The following is a 20,163-nucleotide window of genomic DNA, read 5'->3' as shown; positions in this document are numbered from 1 at the left end:
ATGGCCCGCATCACCCTTCGCCAGCTTCTCGACCATGCCGCCGAGCACGGTTACGGCGTGCCGGCATTCAACATCAACAACATGGAGCAGGGCCTCGCCATCATGGAGGCGGCGAGCGCTTGCGACGCGCCGGTGATCATCCAGGCCTCGCGCGGCGCCCGCTCCTACGCCAACGACATCATGCTGGCCAAGATGATGGAGGCGCTGACCGAGATGCATCCGGCCATTCCGCTGTGCATCCATCAGGATCACGGCAACAACGAAGCCACCTGCCTTTCGGCGATCCGCCACGGCTTCACCTCGGTGATGATGGACGGGTCTTTGATGGCGGACGCCAAGACCACGGCCCCGTACGACTATAACGTCGCCGTCACCGAACGCGTCGCACGCATGGCGCATTGGGTCGGCGCTTCCGTCGAAGGCGAGCTCGGCGTGCTCGGCTCGTTGGAAACCGGCCAGGGCGAGGCCGAGGACGGTCACGGCGCGGAGGGCGCGCTGTCGCACGACCAGCTCCTGACCGATCCCGATCAGGCGGTCGACTTCGTGCTCGCCACCCGCGTCGATGCGCTGGCGATCGCCTGCGGCACCTCCCACGGTGCCTACAAGTTCACGCGCAAGCCGGACGGCGACATCCTGGCCATGCAGGTGATCGAGGCGATCCACGAGAAGCTGCCGAACACGCATCTGGTCATGCACGGTTCGTCCTCCGTGCCGCAGGAACTGCAGGACATCATCAACAGGTATGGCGGCGAGATGCCCCAGACCTTCGGCGTTCCGGTCGAGGAGATCGAGCGCGGCATCCGCCACGGCGTGCGCAAGGTCAACATCGACACCGATTGCCGCATGGCCATGGCCGGACAGTTCCGCCGCATTGCTACGCAGGATCCGCGCGAATTCGATCCGCGCAAATTCCTGAAGCCCGCCATGGACGCCTTGCGCGACCTTTGCCGTGATCGTTTCGAACGCTTCGGCGCCGCCGGCAACGCCTCGAAGATCAAGGTCATCGCCATGGACGAGATGGCGAAACGTTACGCCGCGGGAAAACTCGACCCGCAAATCGCAACCGCCAAAGCCGCCTGAGCGGCGGTCCGCCAACAAGGGAAAGGACCAGCGTCATGCCCAATAAATCCGAAACCGTGACCGGCAAGGACCGCTACAGATCCGGTGTCATGGAATACAAGAAGATGGGCTATTGGGAGCCCGACTACGAGCCCAAGGATACCGACATAATCTCGGTGTTCCGCATTACACCGCAGGACGGCGTCGATCCGATCGAGGCGGCGGCGGCGGTTGCTGGAGAATCCTCGACCGCGACCTGGACGGTGGTCTGGACCGACCGGCTGACGGCGAGCGAGAAATACCGCGCCAAGGCCTATCGGGTCGACCCCGTACCGAATGCGCCCGGACAGTATTTCGCCTACATCGCCTACGATCTCGACCTGTTCGAGCCGGGTTCCATCGCCAATCTCTCGGCATCGATCATCGGCAACGTCTTCGGTTTCAAGCCGTTGAAGGCATTGCGGCTGGAAGACATGCGTTTTCCCGTCGCCTATGTGAAGACCTTCCAGGGCCCGGCGACCGGCATCGTCGTCGAGCGCGAGCGCCTCGACAAGTTCGGCCGCCCGCTGCTCGGCGCCACCGTCAAGCCGAAGCTCGGCCTTTCCGGCCGCAATTACGGCCGTGTCGTCTATGAAGCGCTGAAGGGTGGGCTCGATTTCACCAAGGACGACGAGAACATCAACTCGCAGCCCTTCATGCATTGGCGCGAGCGTTTTCTCTACTGCATGGAGGCGGTCAACAAGGCGCAGGCCGAGACGGGCGAGATCAAGGGAACCTATCTCAACGTCACCGCGGCCACCATGGAGGACATGTACGAGCGCGCCGACTTCGCCAAGGAACTCGGCTCCAACATCGTCATGATCGACCTCGTGATCGGCTACACGGCGATCCAATCGATGGCGAAGTGGGCGCGCAGGAACGACATGATCCTGCACCTGCATCGCGCCGGCCATTCGACCTACACGCGCCAGAAGAGCCACGGCGTGTCGTTCCGCGTCATCGCCAAATGGATGCGGCTGGCCGGCGTCGACCACATCCATGCCGGCACCGTCGTCGGCAAGCTGGAAGGCGATCCGGCGACGACAAGGGGCTACTACGACATCTGCCGCGAGGACCATAACCCGATGAAGCTGGAGAACGGCATCTTCTTCGACCAGCACTGGGCCTCGCTCAACAAGCTGATGCCGGTGGCGTCGGGCGGCATCCATGCCGGCCAGATGCATCAGCTCATCGACCTGCTCGGCGAAGACGTCGTGCTCCAGTTCGGCGGCGGCACAATCGGCCATCCGATGGGCATCGCCGCCGGTGCCACCGCCAATCGCGTCGCCCTCGAATGCATGATCCTCGCCCGCAACGAGGGCCGCGACTATGTGCGGGAAGGACCGCAGATCCTCGAGAACGCGGCCAGGAACTGTCTGCCGCTGAAACAGGCGCTCGAGACCTGGAAGGATGTGACCTTCAACTATGCCTCGACCGACACGCCGGACTTCGTCCCCGTGGCAACGGCAGCCGAATAAGGAGAACCGTCATGCGTATCACCCAAGGGGCCTTTTCCTTCCTGCCCGACCTGACCGACGACCAGATACGCGCGCAGGTGCAGTATTGCATCGACAACAAATGGACCGTCAGCCTCGAGTTCACCGACGACCCGCACCCGCGCAACGTCTATTGGGAGATGTGGGGTCACCCGATGTTCGACAATCCCGACGCTGCGGCGCTGATGATGGAGCTGAACGCATGCCGCAAGCTCTATGGCGATCGCTATATCCGCATCGTCGCCTTCGATTCCTCGCATGGCTGGGAATCGGTGAAGCTCTCCTTCATCGTCAACCGTCCGGCCGAGGAACCCGGCTATCGGCTCGAGCGGCAGGAAGCCGCAGGCCGCATGATCCGCTACACCACCAAGCCCTACGCCGCCGACAAGCCGGCTGGAACGAGGTACGGCTGATCATCGCGACGAGAGGAGAATGCCATGTCGGCGCCAGCCCTGGCCGAAACGGAAGTGCCTCAAAAAGCCGTCCCGGCGGCGATCGACCTGCGTGAGGAATTCGAAACTTCCGGCGTCAAGGACGTTCTTGCCGAGCTCGACCGCGAGCTGATCGGTCTCGCCCCGGTCAAGAGACGCATCCGCGAAACGGCGGCGCTCCTGCTGGTCGAGCGGGCCCGCCGCCGCATGGGCCTCGCGCACGAGACGCCGACGCTGCATATGAGCTTCACCGGCAACCCCGGCACCGGCAAGACGACCGTCGCGCTGCGCATGGCCGACCTGCTGCATCGGCTGGGCTATATCCGCAAGGGCCATCTGGTCTCGGTGACGCGCGATGACCTGGTCGGCCAGTATATCGGCCACACCGCGCCCAAGACCAAGGAGATCCTGAAGAAGGCGATGGGCGGAGTGCTGTTCATCGACGAGGCCTACTATCTCTATCGCCCCGAGAACGAGCGCGATTACGGTCAGGAAGCGATCGAGATCCTGCTGCAGGTGATGGAGAACCAGCGTGACGATCTCGTGGTGATCCTTGCCGGCTACGCGCAGCGCATGGATCGCTTCTTCGAAAGCAATCCGGGATTCCGCTCGCGCATCGCCCACCACATCGACTTTCCCGACTATTCCGACGACGAGCTTCTAAGGATCGCGGAACAAATGCTCGACCAGCAAAATTACCTGTTCGACACGAAGGCAACCGCCGCAATGGCTGACTACATCGCACGCCGCCGCTCGCAGCCGCATTTCGCCAATGCCCGCTCGATCCGCAACGCGCTCGACCGGGCACGGCTGAGGCAGGCCAATCGCCTGTTCGAGAGCGCCAAGGGACCGCTCGACGCGAAGGCACTGTCGACGATCTCGGCTGAGGACATCACCGCCAGCCGGGTGTTCGCGCTAAATCCTGGGCAAGGAGACAGCAAATGACCGGAAAGACCATCATCGCCCCTTCCGTTCTGTCATCCGACTTTTCGCGCCTCGGCGACGAGGTCGAGGCCGTCTCGGCGGCAGGCGCCGACTGGATCCACCTCGACGTGATGGACGGGCATTTCGTGCCCAACATCACCTTCGGCCCGCCGGTGATCAGGACGATCCGCGATCGAACGGACAAGGTCTTCGACTGTCATCTGATGATCGCACCGGCCGATCCCTATCTTGCGGCTTTCGCCGATGCCGGGTGCGACATCATTACGGTGCATGCCGAGGCCGGGCCGCATCTCGACCGTTCGCTGCAGGCGATCAGGAACCTCGGCAAGAAGGCCGGCGTGTCGCTCAATCCGTCGACACCGGAAAGCGTCATCGAATATGTTCTCGACCGGCTCGATCTGGTGCTTCTGATGACGGTCAATCCGGGTTTCGGCGGCCAGGCCTTCATTCCGGCGGTCATCGACAAGGTCAGGCGCGTCAAGGCGCTCGTCGGCCAACGTCCGATCGACATCGAGATCGACGGCGGCGTCACGCCCGAGACGGCTCCCCTGGTCACCGCGGCCGGCGCCAATGTGCTCGTCGCCGGCTCCGCAGTCTTCAAGGGCGGCACCGAGGCGGCCTATCGCGCCAATATCGGCGCAATCAGACAGGCGGCCGACGGAGCGATCCGGCGAGCCGCTTGAACTGCTTGGTCGGAGGATGACATGGCGGCGATCCCACCTGTTTGCGATTTCGGCTGGCAAGCCGTCGATGCCGTTTTGCCCGGCACCGACGGCAAATCGCATTCGATCTTCGGCCAAGCCGGCCCCAACGGGCTGGTCGTCGCCTTCATCTGCAACCACTGCCCCTATGTGAAGGCGGTGATTTCGCGCATCGTGCGTGACGCCAACGACCTCAAGGCCGAAGGGGTGGGCTTTGTCGCGATCAACTCCAATGATGCCGGCACCTATCCAGACGATTCCTTCGACAACATGAAGCTATTCGCCAGGGCGAATGCTTTCACCTTCCCCTACCTGCACGACGAACAGCAGGCGGTGGCGCGCGCCTATGGCGCCGTGTGCACCCCGGATTTCTTCGGCCTCAACAGCGAGTTGACCCTGCAATATCGCGGCCGGCTGGACGCATCGCGACGGGACGCCGGACCGCCCGGCCTGAGGCGCGATCTGTTCGAGGCGATGAAGCAGGTCGCTCGAACAGGTGACGGACCGCTGGACCAGATCGCTTCGATCGGCTGCTCGATCAAATGGAAGGAGGCCGCATGAACGTCGGCGCAAGCAGGCCGTTTCGGTCTCCGAGGGCGATCCTGTTCGATCTTGACGGCACGTTGATCGATTCGGCGCCCGACATAGCGGCGGCCGTCAACGAGCTGCTGGCCGGCCGCGACCTGTCGCCGCTACGCGTGGATCAGGTCAGGGCAATGATCGGTGGCGGCGTGAGGAAGTTGGTCGAGCGGGCTTTCGCGGCTTCCGGAGCCACGCTTCTCGCCGGCGCGCTCGACGAGGTCAATCGCGCCATGGCGCCGATCTACCGCAGACATCTGACCGGCCTGACAAGGCTGATGCCCGGCGTCAGGGAAGTGCTCACGCACTTCCACCTGAACGGAATGGCCATGGGCGTCGTCACCAACAAGCCGCAACTGGCGGCCCGCGAAATCCTGCTGCATTTCCACTTGACGGAATATCTCGGCGCGATCGTCGGCGGAGACGCGGTGACATGCCTGAAACCGGCACCCGATGCCCTGTTGCTGGCGCTCGATCAGCTTGGGGTCGAACCCGCCGACACGCTGATGGTGGGAGACAGCGGCAGCGACGTCGGCGCCGCGCGCGCCGCCGGCATGCCCGTCGTTCTGCTGCGCGGCGGCTACACTCAGGCCCCAGTCGAAGAGCTTGGCGCAGACCTTGTCTGCGACAGCCTGCTCGATCTGCCCTCCGCGATGCGAAGGCTGCATGCCGCTGCCTGAAGCGCGTCGCATGTCATTCTCCCAAAAACGCGATTTGGGCGACATGCAATACCGGCTGCGCCGATTGTGGAGGCAGTCGCCGGCCGATCGCAATCGAGCGGCCGGCAAGGCCGTTACTTCGAGAACTGCTTGAGATAGGCGATGACGTTGGCTACGTCCTTGTCGTCCTTGAGGCCGGCAAACGCCATCTTCGTGCCTTTCACCATGGCCTTTGGATCATGGAGATAGGTCGTCAGCGTTGGCTCGTCCCATTTCACGCCGGACTTTCCAGCCGCAATCATGGCCTGCGAATAGCTGAACCCCGGATGCGTGCCGGCCGTACGGCCGATGACGCCGTTCAATGACGGACCGACCTTGTTCTGGTCCTTGTCCGCAACGTGGCAGACCTTGCATTTCATGAAGACCTTCTCACCCGCCGCGGCATCCTGCGCTTGGGATTGGTTCGTGATGAAAGTCGCTAAGAATACGACGGCGAAAAATGCGATAGCGCGCATGGCATTTCCTCATTGATCGTCAAGACGCCCCGGATGATTTGCATGCCATTGCCCTGACGAAGTCAACCATACGAAGGTCCACACCGACTGTCCTTTCGCCTTTGTTGACGGCCTCAGGGTGAACGCGTAGCTTCAGGTCATTCCGGATTCTCATGGGCACCTCGGGAACCCGGTCAGGCTGCGTTTGTCCAGGCTGATATTTTCCCAGGCAATGGGGCGGGCAGGATTTCGCCAGAGCGGGCGTCTATGCGCGCAAGAGGTGCAGCATGAATATGGTCGACCTCATATTGACGGTTTGCCTGAGCGCCAATCCCGGCAATTGCAGGGATGAGCATCTCTATTTCGAGAGCCGTGGCTCCCTGTTCCAATGCATGATCCTGGCACCCAGCGAGATCGCGAAATGGTCGCAGGATCACCCGACCTTCAAGATCAGGCGCTGGAAATGCGCTTTCCCGACGAAGGACCGGGCGATCTGACCGGCCAATCCCGGGAGGAAACACCATGATTTCGCGGCGGGAAACGCTCCGTTTGACGGCTCTCGGGACTGCAGCGTTTCTTGGCTCGCACGCCATTGCCGCCTCCGCCGTGTCCAAGATTCGCATCGGCGTGCTGAAATTCGGCACGGTGAGCTGGGAGCTTGGTACGCTGAAAGAGCACAAGTTCGACGCGGCCAACGGGATCGATCTGGAAGTGATCTATTTCGCCGGCGAGGATGCGACCAATGTCGCCATACTGGCCGGCGCGATCGACATGATCGTGACCGATTGGCTGTGGGTCTCGCGCCAGCGCTCGGCCGGCGGCGACGTCACGTTGGCCCCCTATTCGACGGCCGTCGGGGCGATCATGGTGAAGGACGCATCGCCGATGCGCACGATCGCCGACCTCAAGGGAAAGAAGATCGGCGTCGCCGGCGGGGCCCTCGACAAGAGCTGGCTGCTGATACAGGCGCTGGCCAGGCGCGATCACGGCCTCGACCTGCAAGCGATCAGCGATGTCGTCTTTGGCGCGCCGCCGCTGATTTCGGAAAAAGCAATTCAGGGCGAACTCGATGCGCTGCTCAATTTCTGGCATTTTTGCGCCCGGCTCGAGGCCAACGGCTTTCGCCGGCTGATCGGCGCCGATGATGCGGAAAAGGCGCTCGGCGCCGCGGGCCCGGTGTCCGCGCTCGGCTATGTGTTCCACGACAAATGGGCGAACGACAATCCGCAGGCCGTCCGCGGCTTCCTCAAGGCTTCCGCGCAGGCCAAGGATCTGCTGGCAAGGTCCGACGAGGAATGGCTGCGCCTCGCGCCGATTGTCCGCGCGGATGGCAAGGAACTGGCAAAGCTGCGCGACCGCTATCGCGAGGGCATCCCCAGGCGGCCGGTCGCCGAGGAAGCGGCCGACGCCGGCAGGCTCTATCGTGTGCTGGCCGGGATCGGCGGCGAAAAGCTGGTCGGCAGCGCGCCGGACATGGCGCCGGGCACGTTCTGGCAGGAGCCCACGAAATGACCGCAAGAGACGACGGCGATCGCAAGCCTGGCGATACGGCTGGCATTTCCAGCCGTTCCGGCCCCGCAGAGGCGCTGATGCCCGCGCTGACAGTGATATTCTCTCTGCTCGGGCTTTGCCTGCTGTGGGGCCTGGCGGCGAACGCCTGGCCGAGCCGAGCCCTTCCAGGGCCTGGACAGGTCTGGCAGGTATTGCTGAGAGAGGCGGCGAGCGGCGAGCTTTTCTACCATCTCGGCGCAACCCTCGGCCGGGTTGCCGCGGCATATGTCGTTGCGATGATTGTCGGATCGGTGATCGGTATTCTCCTCGGCAGCTACCGCGGCGCGGACCGGTTCTTCAATCCCTGGGTGATCCTGTTCCTCAATATTCCCGCGCTGGTGATCATCGTGCTCGCCTACATCTGGTTCGGCCTCAACGAGGTGGCCGCGATAGGCGCGGTTGCCGTGAACAAGATCCCGAATGTCGTGGTGACCATGCGCGAGGGCGCCAGGGCGCTGGACCCGAGTTACGCCGAAATGGCGACCGTCTACCGCTTCGGTCCCCTCGACCGCGTTCGCCATATCCTGCTGCCGCAACTGCAGCCCTATCTGGCCGCCGCCTCGCGTTCCGGCATCGCGCTCATCTGGAAGATCGTTCTAGTGGTCGAACTGCTCGGCCGCTCCAACGGTGTGGGCTTCCAGATCTATCTCTATTTCCAGCTTTTCGACGTCGCTGCCATTCTGGCCTACACGCTGGCTTTCGTGGCGGTGATGCTCGTCGTCGAACTTCTTCTGGTGCAGCCCGTTGAACGACATGCAACCCGTTGGCGCCGTCGCCCCGCTTAGGGTCGACATCGCCGAAAAGACCTTCAGATCCGCGCAGGGCGTCTCGGTCACGGCGCTTAAAGATCTTTCCTTCGAGGTCCGGCAAGGCGAATTCGCTTGCCTGCTCGGACCATCGGGCTGCGGCAAGACCACGACGCTGCGTATTCTGCTTGGGCTCGACAAGCAGTTTTCCGGGTCCTTCCAGCTGCCTGAAGGCAGCTCGAACCGCATAGCCGCCGTGTTCCAGGAGCCCACCCTGCTGCCCTGGCGGACGGTGGAGCAGAATGTCAGGCTGGCGCTGCCGAAAGACCTACGAATGAAAAATCTCGACGGGCTGTTTGACACTCTCGGTCTCGCCGGTATGCGCTCGCTCTATCCGGCGGAGCTTTCGCTCGGCCTTGCGCGAAGGGCAGCAATCGCGAGGGCCTTCGCCACCGAGCCGGCGGTGCTTTTCCTTGACGAGCCCTTCGTCTCGCTCGACGGGCGGACCGCCGAGCAGCTCCGGCAGCTGCTTCTTGCGGTATGGTCGGCCCGGCCTACAACCGCCCTGATGGTGACGCACAACCTGACCGAGGCCCTGAAGCTGTCGGATCGCATCATCGTGCTCGCGCCGCGGCCCGCGCATGTGCTCGGCATTTTCGACGTAGCGCTGCCCCGGCAGCACCGCGGCCCAGAGGCGACGAGCGACCTTCTGCGGTCGTTCCACCAGCAATTTCCGGGCGTGACCTGATCGCCCAGCGGGGGCGAAATTCCCTTGAAGGGCAAAGCGTTAGAGCAATTCCAGGAAAAGTGGAAACGGTTTTCCGTCCGGAATTGCGTCAGGACAAAGAGACAGAGCGGGTTGCCGTTTCCGTGAAACGGTGAACCGCTCTAGAAGCAACGCACGTCGGCTTCCGCCTGCGCACGCTTCAACTCCGTACGCGCGGCTTTCGCCGGCGCGCTTTCGCGAAACAGGCCTGCATTCTCGCCGGTCGTCAGAGACATGCTCTTGAAGGTCTCGGCCCTCTCATAATGGTCGTAAGGCAGGATCGAGGCGATGACATCGATCGAGCAGGAACAACTCTCCAGCGCCTGACGTGTCTGGCCATTCGTCTGCATGCAGCCGAGCACATAGTCGACGATCGTCGCCGTCGGGTAGTCCCCCGCGGCGCCTGCTGGGTTTGCAAGGACCATTGTCGATGAAAAGAGGAGCGGCAGGATCGAAAATCCAACATATCTGACCATGAGAAATTCCTCCTGTTGCCCGAGCGCCGTGCAGCGAGCCATCATCGTCGCGCCAAGTTGGCGACATGCCGCGAGCCCGGTCAACCTCTCATTGCCCCCGTATAGGACCAAAGGAGGAATGCCCTGCCCACCGACAACAGTGGTTCAGGGCAGCCTCGTGATCCGCCCCCGCACCCATCTTCTTGGCTTCTTTTCGGCCCTCGCTCACTACCGGGCAACCAATGATGGCCATGCCAACAAATTCAGTAAAATATGCTGAAATAAAGTTCAATCATATCATATCGTGAATATGGAAAGGTGAAAATTTTATATATAGCATGACATGGCTAAAGCCGTTCGGCGGCCTGTTGCCGGGTTTATTTTTTACCATTCTTCTTTATATTGCATTGCAGCAAACTGATGACGCAATGCAACATGTCCACAGGGGTTTTTCCTTGCCTGGCATTTTGCGATGACATAGCCTTACCTTGTTTCCGGCTTCAAGGACGTCGCCGTAACAAGGGAGCGGCGGCAGTCTTTCGTAGGCCAATTGGGCGGGTACAGGCTAGGCTGAATGGGTGGAGGGCAGAAATGTGCCTCTACTGGTTGGTTTAGGTCGTGACACGCTGCCGGAAATACTTCCCAAATGAATCGCTTGGATTGCCCCTTGTGGGTTTAACAATCGATTCTCGTCGTTAACCTGGGAGGATATTGATGCGCGCACTTACGCAAGCTACCTACATTGTAACGGCCTCGGCGCTACTGTCGTTCGGCGCGCTCTATGCGGCGTCAGCCAACGAAGAGCTCGCGAAGATGGCCGAAAACCCGAAAGACTGGGTGATGCAGACGGGTGACTACGCCAACACCCGCTATTCCAAGCTCAAGCAGATCACGAAGGAGAACGTGAAGAACCTGCAGGTCAAGTGGACCTTCTCGACCGGCGTGCTGCGCGGCCATGAGGGTGGACCGCTGATCATCGGCGATGTGATGTATGTTCACGCGCCCTTCCCGAACACCGTCTACGCTCTCGATCTCAACAAGGACGGAAAGATCCTCTGGAAGTACGAGCCCAAGCAAGACACGAACGTCATTCCGATCATGTGCTGCGACACGGTCAATCGCGGCGTCGCCTACGGAGACGGCAAGATCATTCTCAACCAGGCCGACACCACCGTCGTTGCGCTCGATGCCAAGACCGGCAAGGTCGTGTGGTCGGTCAAGAACGGCGAAAACACGAACGGCGGAAAGGGTGAATCCGGGACGTCGGCGCCCGTGGTCGTCAAGGACAAGGTTCTCGTCGGCGTCTCCGGCGCGGAATTCGGCGTCCGCGGCTGGTTGGCCGCCTACAATCTGAAAGATGGCAAGCTCGCCTGGAAGGCCTATTCGGAAGGTCCGGATGCAGACACCCTGATCGATCCCGAGAAGACCACCCAGCTTGGCAAGCCGGTGGGGAAGGACTCCGGCACGAACACCTGGGAAGGCGAGCAGTGGAAGACCGGAGGCGGCACGACCTGGGGATGGTATTCCTATGATCCGAAGCTGAACCTCGTCTACTATGGCACCGGCAATCCCTCGACATGGAACCCGGTCCAGCGCCCCGGAGACAATCGCTGGTCGATGACCATCTTTGCCCGCGATGCCGACACCGGCATGGCCAAATGGGTCTACCAGATGACCCCGCATGACGAATGGGACTTTGACGGCATCAACGAGATGATCCTCGTCGACGGCATGGAGGTCAAAGGCAAGAAGCATGACGTGCTGGTGCATTTCGATCGCAACGGCTTCGCCTACACCATGGATCGCGCTACCGGCGAACTTCTCGTCGCCAAGAAGTACGATCCGGCGGTGAACTGGGCGACGGAAGTCAACATGGACCCCAAGAGCAAGGAATATGGCCGCCCGCAGGTCGTGGCGAAATATTCGACCCAGCAGAACGGCGAGGACACCAACTCGACGGGCATCTGCCCAGCAGCACTTGGAACCAAGGACCAGCAGCCGGCCGCCTACTCGCCGAAGACCGGCCTGTTCTATGTGCCGACCAACCATGTGTGCATGGACTACGAGCCATATAAGGTGAGCTACACGGCCGGCCAGCCTTATGTGGGCGCCACGGTGTCGATGTATCCCGCGCCTGGCGGTGACGGCAATATGGGCAACTTCATCGCCTGGGATGCTGCCAAGGGCGAGATCGTCTGGTCGAAGCCCGAGCAGTTCTCGGTGTGGTCGGGCGCACTGGCGACCGCCGGTGACGTCATCTTCTACGGAACGCTCGAAGGCTACATCAAGGCGGTCGATGAGAAGGGCAAGGAACTTTACAAGTTCAAGACTCCGTCCGGCATCATCGGCAACGTCACGCCCTTCGAGCATGACGGCAAGCAGTACATCGCCGTTCTCTCCGGCGTCGGTGGATGGGCCGGCATCGGCCTCGCCGGCGGGTTGCTGTCACCCGACAACGCCGCTGCCTGGCATGGCGCCGTCGATCAGGGCCGCGCGCAAGGCGATCAGGCCGCGGTCGTTGGAACCGCCGGTCTGGGAGCAGTCGGTGGTTACGCAGCACTTGCCGACTACACGACGCTGGGCGGCCAGCTGACCGTCTTCGGTCTTCCGGACTGATATCCGGAAACGGCCTTAGGGACCGAAGACCTGAAAATACGAGAGCCCGGTTGCCCGGAGGTATTTCCGGGCTCTCGATTTGCCGCGCACCCGAAACATCGATCAACGCCGCGGCGCGGCGGCAACCCTTTGTCCTTGGCAAAAGAAGGAAGCGTCTGAATGTTTGTTCGCATTGCAATTTCCGTTCTCGCCCTGGCTCTTCTGCCTCCGGCCGGCTCAGGTCCGGCGCAGGCTGAGGACAGCGCAGACAAAGCCAAGGCGGTGAAGGAAGAAGGCGGCAAGTATTTGGACGCGGATGGAAATCCAACCTACAAGATCGGAAACGGAACCGTGGATTGGTACACGTTCAGCGGTTATCGCCGCTATCACTCGGACTGCCATGTCTGCCACGGACAGGACGGAACAGGTTCGAGCTACGCGCCGGCCCTGGCGAACAGCCTGAAAAACATCGACTACCCCACTTTTCTCTCGATCGTCGCCCAGGGCCGCAAGAATACCGCCAACGGCAAGGAAAACGTCATGCCGGCCTTCGGCGACAACAAGAACGTCTATTGCTACCTGGACGATCTCTACGTCTATCTGCGTGCCCGCGCCGATGGCGCGGCACCCCGCGGAAGGCCGCCCAAGCACGAAGACAAGGCTCAAGCGGCGAAGGATGCCGAAAAATCCTGCATGGGTGGATGACATGACCGGCGGTGACGCATCGAAACGCGTTGTCTTGCTGATCCTCGGCGCGCTCGCCATGTCCCCGTCGAACGCCCAGGCGCAAGGCGCGGGCCTCGGGGCAGCGGGCGAACTGGTCGATCCCGATACGCTGCGCGTCTGCGCCGATCCTTCGAACATGCCGTTCACCGACCAGAACGGCCAAGGTTTCGAAAACAAGCTGGCCGAGCTGGTTGCCCGCAAGACGGGAAGGAAGTCGGTCGCCTACACATGGTTTCCGACCGTCATAGGCTTCGTGCGCAACACGCTTGCCGCCAACCGATGCGACGTCATCATGGGCTATGCTCAGGGCGATGAGCTGGTGCAGAACACCAATGCATACTATCGCTCCTCCTATGTTCTCGTGCATCCGAAGGGCGACGACCTCGAAGGTGTCGAGACGATCGAGGATCCGAAACTCACCGGCAAGAGGATTGGCGTCGTCGAACGCACGCCGCCGACTGCCAACATGGCCGCCAACAAACTCCTGCGAACGGCTAAAATCTACCCGTTGTCCGTCGACACGCGCGTCACCCCGTCGATGGGAGAGGTCGTAATCAAGGACATGCTTGCCGGCAAGATCGACGCGGCGATCTTGTGGGGGCCGATGGCGGGCTACTATGCCAAGCAACTCAATGCGAATGTTGCGATCGTTCCATTGGTCAAGGAAAAGACCGGCTCGCGCATGTCCTACCGCATCACCATGGGGGTACGTCCATCCGATCAGGAATGGAAGCGTACGCTCAACAAGGTGATCCGAGAAAACCAGGCGGAGATCAACAAGCTCCTGCTCGACTACAACGTGCCGCTGATCGACGAGCATGACAACGCGATCACCGCGGCGCCAGGGTGACATATAGGTGTGAAGCTGGACAGGTGATGGAGAGAAGGAACGATCTTTGAGATAGACAATCGTGCTTTGCTCATTTGCTTTTGATTGTTTGAGAACCCATTGTTTCATTTGTCCATTTGTGAGGTGATGGACGAGCCATTGCATTGCCCGCAATGGCGCAAACGACATGACCGGCCCCTTCGGGCTGGCAGAAGAGGAGAATGCCATGAAGAAGAAGAGCTGGAAGAAACCGACCATGTGCCAGGTTGCTGCGGGCTTCGAAATTTCGCGGTATCTGCCTGCTGAAATTCCTCCCAGGAAGTAGGCCGCAAAGGTGCATGTCCCTGCCAACAGGGGCATGCACCCCCTTGCCGCGTGAGGTCCTCGCGACGGGCTTTGCCGTGGGAAACGCGGGCGCGAAGCCGTTTACCATCGTGAATTTGCTGCCGGTCAAATGGGCCGCGGAGCAGGCATCGTCATGCGCGTGAAGATCATCGGATCGGCGGCGGGAGGCGGCTTTCCGCAATGGAACTGCAACTATCGCCTGAGCCGTGCGGCTCGCGCCGGGATGCCCGGCGTGCATTCACGAACCCAATCATGCATTGCCGCATCGGCGGACGGGGCAGGCTGGGTTCTCTTCAACGCGTCGCCCGACATTCGCCAGCAGATTGCGCAGACGCCTGAATTGCAGCCCGCAACCGACGCGCCGCTGCGTTCGACGCCTATCCGCGCGGTGGTGCTGACTAACGCCGACGTGGACCATATCGCCGGCCTGCTCAGCCTGCGCGAACGACAGCCTTTCGCAATCTATGCAACGGCGCAGGTGCTGGCGACGCTGGCGGCGAATTCGATTTTCAATGTTCTCGATCCGGCGATCGTGCCGCGGCGCCTCCTGGCGCGAACGGAGGAACTGGCGATCCGCGATGCGGACGGCCGCGAGACCGGTGTGGTCGTCGACGCCTTTCCCGTGACCGGAAAGATCGCGCTCTATCTCGAGCAAGGAGGCGATCCCAGCGCCGATTTCAGCTCCGACACGGGCGACACGATCGGAGTCCGCATCACCGGGGCCGGCAGCCGCGGCGCTGTCTTCTACATCCCCGGCTGCGCGCGCATAGATGCCTCCCTGCGCGCTCGTGTATGCGATGCCGAATGCCTGCTGTTCGACGGCACCGTCTACACGGACGACGAGATGATCGTTGCCCGCGTCGGCCAGAAAACCGGTGCGCGCATGGGGCACATCGCGATGTCCGGACAAGCGGGTTCGATTGCCGGCTTGGCCGATTTGAGGATCGGCCGCCGCATCTTCGTCCATATCAACAACACCAATCCGGTTCTCGACGAGAATTCCGCCGAACACGCGGCGGTCAAGGCCGCTGGCTGGGAAGTCGCCGGCGATGGGATGGAGATGGAATTTTGAGCGATTTCCGCGATGCGGCCGCAGGTGGCCTGTCCAAGAGCGAGCTCGAGGCCGTGCTGCGGCGGGTCGGTGACGAGCGCTATCACAATCGTCATCCTTTCCATCACAGAATGACCGGTGGCGACCTGTCGAAGGGCGAAATGCAGGCCTGGGCGCTGAACCGCTATTGCTACCAGGCCGTCATTCCGCGCAAGGACGCCATGATCCTGGCACGTGCCGAGGATCCCGCGTTTCGCGCTGCCTGGCGCAAACGCATCGAGGACCACGACGGCGAGGACGGCTGGAGCGGCGGCATCGCGCGCTGGCTGCATCTGGCAACCTCGCTCGGGCTCGATGCCGAAGCCGTCAAGAGCGAAAGGCTGGCACTGCCGGCGACCCGTTTCGCCGTCGGCGCCTACCTTTCCTTCTGCACGAACCGGACGCTGCTCGAGGCGGTCGCGTCTTCGCTGACCGAGATGTTCTCGCCGCGCATCATCGGCGAACGGGTGCCGGCGATGTTGGCCAAATACGACTACGTCACCGAGGATACGCTGGCCTATTTCAGCCGCCGGCCCGAGCAGGCGTCGCGCGATGCCGACTTCGCCCTCGCGTATGTGCTCGGCCACGCCGATACGGCGGAACGCCAGCAGCGGGCGATCGATGCGCTGGTGTTCAAATGCGATGTACTCTGGGCCATGCTCGACGCGCTTCAACATGCCTATGGCGCGCCGGGAAACATACCCCCCGGCGCCTTTCGCCCGGAGTCGGTCTGATGATGGTTCTGCGCGAAAGAGCCCTGGTGTCGTTGCAGTCGACGCCGTCGCTGCCGAAGCATGTGCGCATACAGTACGACCCCGTGCGGCAGGCCTTCGCCGTGCTTTCGCCAGAGAAGGTATTCTGGCCGAACGAGATCAGCCTCGACATACTGCGCCGCTGCGATGGGCGATCCACCGTCGGCCACATCATCGCCCACCTTGCCTCCGACTATGACGCCGATCTGGAGGCCGTGGCAGCCGACGTCATCGCCTTCCTGCAGGAATGGTCGGACAAGCTGCTGGTGAGGCTATGAGCGAGGCCGTTCTCCCTCCGATCGGCATGCTGGCGGAACTGACGCATCGCTGCCCGCTGCAGTGCCCTTATTGCTCCAACCCGCTTGAATTGCTGAAGGCCAATCGCGAACTCGACACACCGACCTGGCTCGATCTCTTCTCGCAGGCCGCCGATCTCGGCGTTCTGCAGGTGCATCTGTCCGGCGGCGAGCCGACGCTGCGCCGCGACCTCGAGCAATTGATCGCCGGACTTTCGGCGCGCGGTGTCTACACCAACCTCATCACCGCCGGCATCAACATTGCCGATGGCCGCATCGAGGCCTTTGCCGAAGCCGGTCTCGACCACCTGCAACTTAGCTTTCAGGGTGCCCGCCCAGCGACCACCGACCGTATCGGCAATCATGTCGGCAGCCATGAAGAGAAGCTGGAGACGGCACGCCGCGCCCGCGCGGCCGGGCTGCCGCTGACCATCAATGCGCCGATCCATCGCCACAACATCGAGGAAGTGCCGGAATTCATCGATCTGGCCCTTTCGCTGGGCGCGGAGCGGCTTGAGATCGCCAACGTGCAGTATGCCGGCTGGGCGCTGGCCAATCGCAATGCGCTGATGCCCGAACGCGCCGCGGTCGACCGGCAGGCCGACACCGTCGCGGCGGCGCAGGAACAGCTGGCCGGCGTCATCAACATCGATTTCGTCCCGCCTGACTATTTTGCCATCTACCCCAAGCCATGCATGGGCGGCTGGGCGCGCGATGCGTTCATGGTGGCCCCAGACGGCACGGTGCTGCCGTGTCATGCCGCGCAGACGATTCCTTCGCTTCGCTTCGAGCGCTTCGGAGAGCGCACGCTTGCCGAAATCTGGACCGATTCACCAGCATTCAATGCTTTCCGCGGCACCGAGTGGATGCAGGAGCCGTGCCGAAGCTGCGAGCGTCGCGAGGTCGACTGGGGCGGCTGCAGGTGTCAGGCGATGGCGATTGCCGGTGATGCCGCGGCTACGGATCCGGCGTGCATCAAGTCGCCGATCCACAAGCACATGACCGACGCCGCGCTGGCAGGGGCAGCGCCGGAGAGAAACGGCGCGGAACGTTTCATCTTCCGGCGGATCGGCGCCGCAACCCGACCCGACAACGAAAGGCACGCTGCGCGCTCCTTGTAATGCAAGTTCACGCCGACCCTGCTGGAGGAGCTTAAGGTAAGGGACGGCGTCGTCACGTCATCGTCCTGGCGGGACTATCCGATCGCCACATTCGATGATGCCCCTGAGACCATCGACGTCGCCTTCGTGGGCGATCCGGAGGTAGCCTCGACCGGCGTCGGGGAACCGGGATCGGTGCCTACGGCAGCGGCCATCGCCAATGCGGTTTTCGCCGCTTGCGGCAAAAGGATCTGCCGGCTGCCGATCTCTTCCGCCTTTGCCTGATGTCCACCGGGCCTTGTCCGAGACTGTTGTCGTGGGACAAGCGGCACGAAAGTTCGGTCGCCGACTGACCAGCCCAGAAACCCTTCCGGCCTTGATCTGGCGACGCCGGCGACGGCGTTGACCTGCATCAAAGCCGTGCGGTCCGGCGCTTCTATTGTGCGATCGACGAATTCAAAGGAGATCGATTATGGCAAAGACAATGAAGGCCGCGGTGGTCCACGCATTCGGCAAGCCGCTGACGATCGAGGAAGTGCCGATCCCCGAGCCGGGGCCGGGAGAAGTCCTGGTCAAGATCATTGCCAGCGGCGTCTGTCACACAGATCTTCATGCGGCGAGCGGAGATTGGCCGGTCAAGCCAACGCCTCCATTCATCCCGGGCCATGAAGGGGCCGGCATCGTCGCCGCCTTGGGGCCAGGCGTCACCGGACTTAAAGAAGGTGATCCCGTCGGCATCGCCTGACTGCACGACGCGTGCGGCTGCTGCGAATATTGCGGCACCGGGTGGGAAACACTGTGCGAGCACCAGCATATGAGCGGCTATACGGTGAATGGCAGCTTCGCCGAATACGCCATCGGCAGCGCTCCGTACGTGGCGCGATTTCCCAAGAATGTCGATTTCGCCGAGATGGCGCCGATCCTCTGCGCTGGCGTGACCACCTACAAGGGCATCAAGGAGACCGAAGCCAAGCCGGGCGAATGGATCGCCATCTCGGGGATCGGCGGTCTCGGGCACGTCGCTGTGCAATATGCCAAGGCAATGGGTCTGCATGTGGCCGCGCTCGATGTGACTGACGAGAAACTGTCCCTGGCGCGCCAGCTTGGAGCTGACGCTGTCATCAACGCGAAATCGCCCGACGCGGCGGCGCAGGTGGTCAAGGCGACCGGCGGCGGCGCTCACGGCGTGCTGGTGACCGCCGTTTCGGTGCCGGCCTTCTCACAGGCGCTGCAGATGGTCAGACGCAAGGGCACGATCAGCCTGAACGGTCTTCCGTCCGGCGAGTTTGGCACACCGATCTTCGACGTCGTGCTGAAGCGTATCACGATCCGAGGGTCCATCGTCGGCACGCGCAAGGATCTGGCCGAAGCCATTGAGTTCGCATCCGAAGGCAAGGTCAAGACACACATTCACAAAGCGAAGCTCGAGGACATCAACACGATCTTCGACGATCTCGGAGCCGGGAAGGTCGATGGCCGCATGGTGATGACCCTATAGTTGTCGCCATGGAACGAGGACTGCGAAAGCCGTCTCGTCCCGAAACGTCCGCAAACGGCGCGTGTTCGACGAGATGTTTTGTCGTCACCGTGCCTTCGCCGCAGCCTTCGGTGCCCGTCTCGGTGGCCGCCAAGCCCGCCGTTCCTCCGAGATCTGGTAACCGTTGCTTGGCCGCGTCGTGCCGCTTTGCCTCGGACGCAAGTTTCGTCCTCGGGCCGGGACAACCGCCGTCATGACCCATCAGCTTGATGACCCGCAAGTGCAAGCCGCCGCTGATCATCGGTGCGTCTGCGACGCTGCCGTCTCTCGGTGTTTCAAAGCCGGGCCGTGGTTTTGATCTGGGACAAAGAATCTTGTGAGCAGGTTATGGTAAATGATTGACTAATCTATTGCTTTGTAAGTCGGAAAGGGGCGTGTCCATGTCAAGTGAAAAACAGGTTCTCAAGGGCAAAAAGTTAGTTGCCTCGATCATTTTACTTGTGACGGTTGCCGGGTGCTCGCAGACCACTGGCTCTATTGGCACCACCAGCAACTCACATACGAGCGTGCCTCAATGCCACCGCTCGGTTCCACTCGGCGAATTCGATCCAAGCTGTGACGAGCCGCGACTTGGCTTCAAGAACTTTTCGCCGCCACCAATCGTCACCGGCTTTTGACCAGGCGATGCGAAGATCGCCCGGTCCTTGACGCGCATCAATGATGGCGGCTGATCAGCGGCTATTTCGTAACCCATATGAGAGTTGACGCTTGGTTCGGCGAAAGCATTGAAGTGCGGAGATGCACAGTGAGTGCGCATTCGGAGGTCGGACAGTTGCGGGAACATCGTCAGAAAGTGTGTGCGAGCTCCAATTGGAGGTCCCCTGATTTGGGACCTCGGCCCGAGCTCACGATCGCCATACTGGTCGACCTCGGCCTTTCGACCGAAAGGATTGGTCGCTACTTCAGGATGGTCCCTTGCAGGGTCGAGGCCCTGCGCAAGACGCTTGATTATTCGAATTCTGTCTAACCGAC

Annotated in this window: 22 protein-coding genes and 1 pseudogene; 21 read left to right on the top strand and 2 right to left on the bottom strand. The window is 62.0% G+C overall.

Features of this window, described 5'->3' with window-relative positions; translation table 11 throughout:
• The 7 genes from fba to gph are packed head-to-tail and all read left to right on the top strand — an operon-like array spanning window position 1 to window position 5,930.
• Window positions 1-1,080, top strand: a complete 1,080-nt coding sequence (gene fba / locus QAZ22_RS15360; protein WP_278207628.1) for a class II fructose-bisphosphate aldolase — start codon at window positions 1-3, stop codon at window positions 1,078-1,080.
• 35 nt (window positions 1,081-1,115) lie between these two features.
• Entirely contained in the window at window positions 1,116-2,576 is a 1,461-nt protein-coding gene (locus QAZ22_RS15355; RefSeq protein ID WP_278207627.1) for a form I ribulose bisphosphate carboxylase large subunit, read from the top strand.
• Window positions 2,577-2,587: 11 nt separating this feature from the next.
• Complete coding sequence (locus QAZ22_RS15350; protein WP_278207626.1) at window positions 2,588-3,007, top strand: ribulose bisphosphate carboxylase small subunit; 420 nt, start codon at window positions 2,588-2,590, stop codon at window positions 3,005-3,007.
• Between the two features lie 24 nt (window positions 3,008-3,031).
• Window positions 3,032-3,970, top strand: coding sequence for a CbbX protein (gene cbbX, locus QAZ22_RS15345; RefSeq protein WP_278207625.1), 939 nt, complete (start codon window positions 3,032-3,034; stop codon window positions 3,968-3,970).
• Complete coding sequence (gene rpe / locus QAZ22_RS15340) at window positions 3,967-4,653, top strand: ribulose-phosphate 3-epimerase (protein ID WP_278207623.1); 687 nt, start codon at window positions 3,967-3,969, stop codon at window positions 4,651-4,653. Before cbbX ends, rpe begins: the two co-directional genes overlap by 4 nt.
• Window positions 4,654-4,674: 21 nt before the next feature.
• Window positions 4,675-5,232: a thioredoxin family protein gene (locus QAZ22_RS15335; RefSeq protein ID WP_278207622.1), complete on the top strand. Its 558-nt coding sequence runs from the start codon at window positions 4,675-4,677 to the stop codon at window positions 5,230-5,232.
• Window positions 5,229-5,930 carry a phosphoglycolate phosphatase gene (gene gph, locus QAZ22_RS15330; protein WP_278207620.1) on the top strand — a complete coding sequence of 234 codons (702 nt, stop codon included), beginning with the start codon at window positions 5,229-5,231 and terminating at the stop codon, window positions 5,928-5,930. Before QAZ22_RS15335 ends, gph begins: the two co-directional genes overlap by 4 nt.
• Window positions 5,931-6,043: 113 nt before the next feature.
• Here the strand turns inward: gph and QAZ22_RS15325 are convergent, their stop codons facing one another.
• Complete coding sequence (locus QAZ22_RS15325) at window positions 6,044-6,424, bottom strand: cytochrome c family protein (RefSeq protein ID WP_278077214.1); 381 nt, start codon at window positions 6,422-6,424, stop codon at window positions 6,044-6,046.
• Between the two features lie 266 nt (window positions 6,425-6,690).
• On the opposite strand from QAZ22_RS15325, the gene QAZ22_RS15320 reads away from it, so the two are divergent.
• The 4 genes from QAZ22_RS15320 (at window position 6,691) to QAZ22_RS15305 (ending at window position 9,448) form a co-directional block, all read left to right on the top strand.
• A complete protein-coding gene (locus QAZ22_RS15320; RefSeq protein ID WP_278207618.1) occupies window positions 6,691-6,900 on the top strand; it encodes a hypothetical protein in 210 nt (69 codons plus the stop codon).
• 25 nt (window positions 6,901-6,925) lie between these two features.
• Window positions 6,926-7,915: an ABC transporter substrate-binding protein gene (locus tag QAZ22_RS15315; RefSeq protein WP_278207617.1), complete on the top strand. Its 990-nt coding sequence runs from the start codon at window positions 6,926-6,928 to the stop codon at window positions 7,913-7,915.
• Between the two features lie 77 nt (window positions 7,916-7,992).
• Window positions 7,993-8,739 (top strand): ABC transporter permease, encoded by a 747-nt coding sequence (locus QAZ22_RS15310; RefSeq protein WP_278207855.1) that lies wholly within the window; start codon window positions 7,993-7,995, stop codon window positions 8,737-8,739.
• Complete coding sequence (locus tag QAZ22_RS15305) at window positions 8,708-9,448, top strand: ATP-binding cassette domain-containing protein (RefSeq protein WP_278207854.1); 741 nt, start codon at window positions 8,708-8,710, stop codon at window positions 9,446-9,448. Before QAZ22_RS15310 ends, QAZ22_RS15305 begins: the two co-directional genes overlap by 32 nt.
• A gap of 140 nt (window positions 9,449-9,588) precedes the next feature.
• Here QAZ22_RS15305 and QAZ22_RS15300 read toward each other — a convergent pair whose 3' ends face one another.
• Complete coding sequence (locus tag QAZ22_RS15300) at window positions 9,589-9,942, bottom strand: hypothetical protein (protein ID WP_278207616.1); 354 nt, start codon at window positions 9,940-9,942, stop codon at window positions 9,589-9,591.
• Window positions 9,943-10,635: 693 nt separating this feature from the next.
• Here QAZ22_RS15300 and QAZ22_RS15295 point away from each other — a divergent pair.
• The 10 genes and pseudogenes from QAZ22_RS15295 (at window position 10,636) to QAZ22_RS15250 (ending at window position 19,808) form a co-directional block, all read left to right on the top strand.
• On the top strand, window positions 10,636-12,537 hold the full coding sequence (locus QAZ22_RS15295; RefSeq protein ID WP_347566946.1) for a methanol/ethanol family PQQ-dependent dehydrogenase: 1,902 nt from the start codon (window positions 10,636-10,638) through the stop codon (window positions 12,535-12,537).
• Window positions 12,538-12,696: 159 nt separating this feature from the next.
• Entirely contained in the window at window positions 12,697-13,221 is a 525-nt protein-coding gene (locus QAZ22_RS15290; RefSeq protein ID WP_278207614.1) for a c-type cytochrome, methanol metabolism-related, read from the top strand.
• Window position 13,222: 1 nt separating this feature from the next.
• Window positions 13,223-14,092 (top strand): substrate-binding domain-containing protein, encoded by an 870-nt coding sequence (locus QAZ22_RS15285; RefSeq protein WP_278207613.1) that lies wholly within the window; start codon window positions 13,223-13,225, stop codon window positions 14,090-14,092.
• Window positions 14,093-14,258: 166 nt separating this feature from the next.
• Entirely contained in the window at window positions 14,259-14,396 is a 138-nt protein-coding gene (locus QAZ22_RS15280; RefSeq protein ID WP_278207612.1) for a hypothetical protein, read from the top strand.
• Window positions 14,397-14,549: 153 nt separating this feature from the next.
• On the top strand, window positions 14,550-15,488 hold the full coding sequence (gene pqqB, locus QAZ22_RS15275) for a pyrroloquinoline quinone biosynthesis protein PqqB (RefSeq protein WP_278207611.1): 939 nt from the start codon (window positions 14,550-14,552) through the stop codon (window positions 15,486-15,488).
• Window positions 15,485-16,240, top strand: coding sequence for a pyrroloquinoline-quinone synthase PqqC (gene pqqC, locus QAZ22_RS15270; RefSeq protein ID WP_278207609.1), 756 nt, complete (start codon window positions 15,485-15,487; stop codon window positions 16,238-16,240). Before pqqB ends, pqqC begins: the two co-directional genes overlap by 4 nt.
• Window positions 16,240-16,536, top strand: coding sequence for a pyrroloquinoline quinone biosynthesis peptide chaperone PqqD (pqqD, locus tag QAZ22_RS15265; protein ID WP_278207608.1), 297 nt, complete (start codon window positions 16,240-16,242; stop codon window positions 16,534-16,536). The genes pqqC and pqqD overlap by 1 nt, the downstream gene beginning before the upstream one ends.
• Window positions 16,533-17,675, top strand: coding sequence for a pyrroloquinoline quinone biosynthesis protein PqqE (gene pqqE / locus QAZ22_RS15260; protein WP_278207606.1), 1,143 nt, complete (start codon window positions 16,533-16,535; stop codon window positions 17,673-17,675). The genes pqqD and pqqE overlap by 4 nt, the downstream gene beginning before the upstream one ends.
• A 451-nt stretch (window positions 17,676-18,126) precedes the next feature.
• A pseudogene (gene adhP / locus QAZ22_RS15255) lies at window positions 18,127-19,152 on the top strand (alcohol dehydrogenase AdhP).
• Between the two features lie 419 nt (window positions 19,153-19,571).
• Window positions 19,572-19,808, top strand: coding sequence for a hypothetical protein (locus QAZ22_RS15250; RefSeq protein ID WP_278207605.1), 237 nt, complete (start codon window positions 19,572-19,574; stop codon window positions 19,806-19,808).
• Window positions 19,809-20,163 lie beyond the last annotated feature (355 nt).

Origin of the sequence: Mesorhizobium sp. WSM4906 (genome assembly GCF_029674625.1) — a bacterium.
Classification (GTDB): Bacteria; Pseudomonadota; Alphaproteobacteria; order Rhizobiales; family Rhizobiaceae; genus Mesorhizobium.
The sequence above is the reverse complement of the archived record's forward strand: the minus strand, read 5'-3'. Positions and strand labels throughout refer to the sequence as shown.